6 protein-coding genes are annotated in these 6,473 nt (G+C 28.7%); 4 read left to right on the forward strand and 2 right to left on the reverse strand.

The genetic code is table 11. From position 1 onward, the window contains the following. Window positions 1–236: 236 nt before the first annotated feature. Window positions 237–845 carry a flavodoxin family protein gene (locus Q0138_RS04805; RefSeq protein WP_297981621.1) on the reverse strand — a complete coding sequence of 203 codons (609 nt, stop codon included), beginning with the start codon at window positions 843–845 and terminating at the stop codon, window positions 237–239. Window positions 846–1,116: 271 nt separating this feature from the next. On the opposite strand from Q0138_RS04805, the gene Q0138_RS04810 reads away from it, so the two are divergent. The 4 genes from Q0138_RS04810 to nth all read left to right on the forward strand — a co-directional run bounded on the left by Q0138_RS04810 (window position 1,117) and on the right by nth (window position 5,233). Beyond that, window positions 1,117–1,815 carry a nitroreductase family protein gene (locus Q0138_RS04810; RefSeq protein ID WP_297981622.1) on the forward strand — a complete coding sequence of 233 codons (699 nt, stop codon included), beginning with the start codon at window positions 1,117–1,119 and terminating at the stop codon, window positions 1,813–1,815. 234 nt (window positions 1,816–2,049) lie between these two features. Then, window positions 2,050–2,844, forward strand: coding sequence for an ADP-ribosylglycohydrolase family protein (locus tag Q0138_RS04815; protein ID WP_297981624.1), 795 nt, complete (start codon window positions 2,050–2,052; stop codon window positions 2,842–2,844). A 356-nt stretch (window positions 2,845–3,200) separates the two neighbouring features. After that, on the forward strand, window positions 3,201–4,559 hold the full coding sequence (aroA, locus tag Q0138_RS04820; protein ID WP_297981625.1) for a 3-phosphoshikimate 1-carboxyvinyltransferase: 1,359 nt from the start codon (window positions 3,201–3,203) through the stop codon (window positions 4,557–4,559). Between the two features lie 38 nt (window positions 4,560–4,597). Next, entirely contained in the window at window positions 4,598–5,233 is a 636-nt protein-coding gene (gene nth, locus Q0138_RS04825) for an endonuclease III (RefSeq protein WP_297981627.1), read from the forward strand. Window positions 5,234–5,489: 256 nt separating this feature from the next. Here the strand turns inward: nth and Q0138_RS04830 are convergent, their stop codons facing one another. Next, window positions 5,490–6,092, reverse strand: a complete 603-nt coding sequence (locus Q0138_RS04830; protein ID WP_297981628.1) for a methylated-DNA--[protein]-cysteine S-methyltransferase — start codon at window positions 6,090–6,092, stop codon at window positions 5,490–5,492. Window positions 6,093–6,473: the final 381 nt, after the last annotated feature.

Genomic DNA, 6,473 nt, shown 5'->3' on the forward strand with positions numbered 1-6,473 from the left:
TTTTTTAGTTTAAATTTTTTTTTAATTCTATTCTTTTTTAGTTTAAATTTTTTTTTAATTCTATTCTTTTTTAGTTTAAATTTTTTTTTAATTCTATTCTTTTTTAGTTTAAATTTTTTTTAATTATTTTTTAGCTATTTTTTCTTAATTAGAAGAATTAATTGTTTTTTTTAATTATTTTTTAGCTATTTTTTCTTAATTACGAAAATTTATTATTTTTTAATTATTTTTTTAACTTATTCATTCTTGCTTATTTTAGCGCCAAATTCATAAGCTATTTTTAAATCATTTTCAAACTCTTCCCTTTTTGCTTTTATTTCCTCTTCTGTTTTTATTTGACTTTTTAAACCTTTGTAGGAAGTAAAAACTTCAACTTTTCCATTTAACATTTTAAATAAGTTTTCTGTTGATTTAAGACAAGGTCTGATTGATTTTTCGAAATGTTCCTTAGGGGAGAGAACATTGTATATGATTCCCACATTCACCTTGCCCTTGTAATAATAATTTCTATCATATGAAACAATACAGTAGATAAGTCTTTCAAGCAAGGCTCTGTAATGGCTTGTAGGTTCATTGAAGAATATTTGTGAACCGATTAAAAGGCTGTCTGCAGCTAATATCTTATCGATTACAGGTGACAGGTCGTCTCTCCAATAGCATTTGAAACTTTCCTTGTTTTTTGTTTTGCAGATTGAACAGTTCATGCATCCTCTCATGTCCAATTTGTAAAGATTAAAGTATTCCACTTCACTGCCAACAGATTCAGCACCTTCTCCTGCAGATTTTAAGAGTTTTCCAACATCCTGTTTTATCTTAGGGTCTGCATTGATTACAATTGTTTTCATAAATATCCCTCTAAATTTTATTTTTTTTAAAATTTCATTTTAATTAACTAAAAATTGATTAATGTTTTGTTAAAGTTTATATAAATCTTTTATCTATTTTTTTTCAAAAATCTTTTATCTTTTTTGTTAAAGTTTATATAAATTTTTTATCTATTTTTTTTCAAAAATCTTTTATATTTTTAAATTTAATATACTAATAATTATTATATTGGCAATTTTTAATGACATTTATATTCCTTTGCTTTTTAAAAAGTTTTAAATTAGTGATAATATGGATTTAACAAAGTTTATTTATGAAAGAAAGTCCTGCAGAAAGTATATTGATGAAGAGATTGAGGAGGAAACTTTAAAAGAGATTGAGGATTTCATATCCGGTGCTAAGCTTCTTGATGAAGGATGTGAATTTTATTATGAAATCTTAAGGCTAGATGAGGTTAAAGTTCAAACCGGCTGGAATGCACCATACTATTTGGCATTATACTCTAAAAAATGTGAAAACAGTCTTGAAAATATTGGTTTTGTATTTCAACAGGTCTCTCTTTTTATTCAAAGCCTTAATTTAGGTTCCTGTTGGGTTGCAAGGGGAACTGTAAAGAAGGATAATCCTGATTTTGTTATTTTAATTTCATTTGGTAAGTCTGATGACATTACAAGAGGACGGGATGAGTTTAAAAGAAAATCCCTGTCTAAAATATCTGATTCCTCTGATGAATGTTTGCTTCCTGCTCAATTGGCTCCATCAGCCATCAATTCTCAGCCTTGGTATTTTAAGAAAACTGAAAATGGCTTTGACGTTTATCAAGTCAAGCAGAATATTATTAAAAGAAAATTCCTTAAGGACTTGAATAGAATTGATATGGGAATTGTTCTCTCTCATTTGTACTTGAGCAATGAGGAAAGTTTTGAATTTGAATTTAAGCAAAACAAGCAATTAAAGGGTTATGAATACAAGGGAACAGTGAAAATTTAATTATTTTAAAAATCATATGTTGTAAGAATTGATTTTAATAGTTTTTCATTAATTTATTAATAATCTTTAAATATTATGGATTTAATTAATTATATTGAAATATTAAAATAATTAAAAACTTAATAGTTAAAAAACTTAAATTTTAAAAACTTAATAAACTTTAAAAATTGATAATTAAATTTAATAAATGAAATATTTAAAACAAAAAATATTTTTATTTTAAGGGGGTAAAAAATGAAAGGAATTATAGGAACAATTGCTGGAGATATAATCGGATCAATCTATGAGTTTAACTCAATAAAGTCTAAGGAATTTCCTCTTTTTAAGAAATATTCTACATTTACAGATGACACTGTCATGACATTGGCTATTGCTGACTGGTTAGTTGAAGATAAAAATTCCAAGGATGTTTTGATTCAAAAGCTAAAGGAATATGGTAGGAATTATCCTAATGCTGGATATGGTGGAATGTTTAAGGAGTGGGTTATGATGGAAAATCCGGAACCTTACGGTAGTTGGGCAAATGGTTCTGCCATGAGAGTTTCTCCTGTTGCATGGGTTGGAGAATCATTGGAAGAGGTTCAAAAATTGGCAAGGATTTCTGCTGAAGTAACTCATAATCATCCTGAAGGTATTAAGGGAGCTTTAGCTACTGCAGATGCTATTTATTTAGCAAGAATTGGTGCAAAGAAGGATGAAATAGCTGATCATGTGGAAATCAATTATAATTATGATTTGTCCAGAACCCTAGATGACATAAGGCTTAATTATCGCTTTGACGTTTCCTGTGCAGGCAGTGTTCCAGAATCAATAATCTGTTTCTTGGAGGCTAAGGATTATGAGGACACCATTAGAAATGCGGTTTCATTAGGCGGAGATGCTGATACTCAGGCTGCTATTGCAGGATCCATTGCAGCGGCTTACTGGGATGTTTCAAAAAATATTGCCTATAAATCAATTCACAGATTAGATTATATGCTTTTAAACTCTTTTATTAAATTTGAAGAGACCTTTATGGATATTGAGTAAATTTAATATTTTATTTTTCTCTTTTTCATTTTAAGGCTTGAGGCATTGCTATTTTTTTAATCTTTTTAAAAAATTAGTTAATTTTTCTCTTTTTCAAAATGATTTTTAATATTTTAATAAGAATTTTTTAATTCTTTTTTTATAATTTTTCAGTTCAGATTTTATATGAAACTTTTTTAATTCTTTTTTTACTATTTTTAATTTACATTTTTTATAGAACTTTTTAATTCTTTTTTTACTATTTTTAATTCACATTTTTATACAATAAATTTATTATATAATTTTAATCAAATTATAATTAATAAGAATTATAGAAATAATTTATTTATCAAATATCGATTGTAAGGATTGTAAACATGAATCTTAAAATAAAAAATTTTTCTAATATAAATGGGATTGTTAAAGCTCCCCCTTCAAAAAGCTACAGTCATAGAGCGGTTATTCTTGCATCACTTGCTCAAGGGAAATCCAAACTCCTTGATGTTCTATTGTCTGAGGATGTTTTATCCTCCATTCGTGCATGTGAAGCTCTTGGTGCTAAGATAAACACTAAAAAGGAAATTATTCTAAAGGGAGATAAGAGTCAAACCAATACCTATTTGGAAATTGAGGGAACTGGAGGAAAATTGCATAATATAATGGATGATCCTTCAAGTGATATGATTGATTTGGCCAACTCAGGTACAACTCTAAGGATAATGACAAGTGTTGCAGCACTTTCAGATAATGAAATTATATTTACAGGAGATGATTCTCTTAAGACAAGGCCTATGGGGCCGTTGATTGATGCCTTGAAGCTTTTGGGAGTTAGGGTTGAATCATTAAATGAGAATAATAAGGCTCCTCTTAAGGTTTATCCTGGTTATATTGGAGGTGAAGCGGATATTTTAGGAAGCATAAGTTCCCAATTCATATCATCCATTCTTATTTCAGCTCCATACTCAAAAAAGGGTGTAGAACTTGTGGTTCATCCTGAATTTGTTTCAAAGCCTTATGTTGACATGACAGTTTCAATCATGGAAAAGTTTGGAATTTCAGTGCAGGAGGAGCAGTATCATGATTCTGCCAATGATTTAAGTGAATCTCTAGGTGAAAAATTTACAATCAATACTCAAGATTATGTCTCTTGCGATTATATAGTTGAAGGAGATTACTCCTCAGCTTCATATCTTATTGCAGCTGCAGCCATTGCAGGTGGCGAAGTGAGAATTCAAAACTTATTCGCCGATTCCAAACAGGGAGACAAGCAGATAATTGACATTTTAACTCAAATGGGTACGGATATAATTGTATTTGATGACCATATTACAGTTAAGTCAGATGGTAATTTGAAGGGAATTGATGTTAATTTGGCTAATGCACCTGATTTGCTGTTGACAGTTGCTGTCTTGGCAGCTCTTGCAGAGGGTAAAACAACTATCACCGGTGTAAAGCATGGCAGATTGAAGGAAACCGATAGAATTGACACTACCTGTAGGGAACTTGAAAAATTAGGATGTAAATTGGAAGAATTTGAGGATGGAATGACTATTTATGGTCAAACTATTGGTGATGGAGTGGTTGAATCCCATAATGACCATAGATTGGCTATGGCATTTTCACTTCTTGGCCTAAAGCATGATGTTGAAGTGGAAAATGGAGAATGCTTTGACGTTTCATTCCCTAATTTTATTGAGGCAATGTCTGAAATCGGTATTGAAATGGAGTTAAAATAAGTTTTTAATAGTTTTATTTTAGTTTTGGAGATTTTTAAATGAGTGATGAGGAAAGAATAAGGGAGATTTTTAAAAGATTGAATGAGGTTTATACAATACGTACCTTCTTGGATCATGACCCATATCAAGTATTGGTTAGAACTATCTTGTCTCAAAGAACAAGGGATGAAAATACAGATCAAGCTACAAATAATCTATTTGAAGTTTATCCAGACATTTATGCTGTGGCAGATGCTCCGATTGAGGAAATTCAAAAATTAATTAAGCCTGCAGGTTTTTATAGGGTAAAGGCTGCTAGGATAAAAGAGGTTTCCAGAATTTTAATAGACCAATATGGTGCTGAGGTTCCAAGGGAAATGGATGAAATGCTTAAGCTTCCAGGTGTTGGCAGAAAAACAGCTAATTGTGTAATTGTTTTTGCATTCCAGGATGCAGCTATTCCTGTTGACACTCATGTTCATAGAATTTCCAATCGTTGGGGAATTGCAGATACAAAAGAACCTGAAGAAACAGAACTTGTTTTAATGGAAAAGGTTCCTAAAGACCTTTGGGTTGATTTAAATGATTTAATGGTTCAATTTGGCCAAACAATCTGCAGACCAATAGGTCCTCAATGTGACAGATGCCCGATTCATGACTTGTGTGAGTATGATTTAGGTGTTTTAGGGGAATAAAATTAGTTTTTTAATTGTTTTATTCTTTATTTTTTCTTTATTTTTCTTTATTTTTCTTTATTTTTCTTTATTTTTTCTTTTTAGCTATTTTTAATGTTTTTTTAATTTTATTTTTTTTCTTTATTTTTTCTTTTTAGCTATTTTTAATGTTTTTTTAATTTTTTTCTTTATTTTTTCTTTTTAGCTATTTTTAATGTTTTTTAATTAATTTAATACTTTTTAAAATCTTTATTTGGATTTTACATTATTTACATTTTTACATTAATTTGCTTTGTTTTGTTTTGTCAAATGATATTATTCTGCTTTTTCCACTAATCTTTCTGTTTTTTATCTCAAGGCCTTCCAATTCCAATAATATTCCCTTATATTTATGACCTTCCTTCATTCCGGCATATCCTCCCAGGTTTCCATCACTTTTAATTGTTCTGTGGCATGGGATGATAATCGGATAGGGATTTTTCTTTAATGCATTTCCTACAGGTCTCGCTGCTTTCGGAGTATTTACCCTTTCTGCCAATTGCTTATAAGTGTTTACAGTTCCCTTTGGAGTTTCAAATTCTGCCTTTAAGACTTCCCTATCAAATTCACTTAGTTTGTCTAAATTAAGATAATCCAGTGAGAATTTGTATGGTTTTCCATCAAAATACTTATTCAATTCCTTAAGGAACTTTTTAAGTTGTTTTGACTTTTTGATTTTTAACTCCTCTTCTCTTTCGTATTTTTCTTTTGCTCTTTCTTTGGAACTTTTATTTGGAAGGCTCAATAGGATTTCCTCTATGATAAATTTTCCTTCATCTCTCCAGATAATTGTTATTTCTCCAATTTTGCTTTTTTCTATAGTGTATTTATATAATGACATTTTATCAACGGAATATACTTCTTATTAAATTTAAATATGACAGTGTTTTTTAATTATAACATTGTTTACTTTTCTTTTTATAGAAATATTTATATATCATAATCAAGTAATTTTAATATAACAATCGTTATAATATAACAATTGTTATTTTTTATTATCAATAAAATTTTGTTTTAGAATTTTATTAATCTAAAAAATTAAATAGTCTTATTATTCAACATCTTAAATCTTTTAATTAATTTTAATTGTTTTTAAGAAAAAACTTTTATGTCCTAATCATATAACTTAATATATCATTGTAATTAAGATTTCTAAAACTCTAAAACATTTTTTTATTGATTTTAAAGAATTTCGATTTTGTTTTCTTTAAAATATTTTTTT

It is taken from the genome of uncultured Methanobrevibacter sp. (assembly GCF_937906425.1).
Taxonomy (GTDB): Archaea; Methanobacteriota; Methanobacteria; order Methanobacteriales; family Methanobacteriaceae; genus Methanobrevibacter.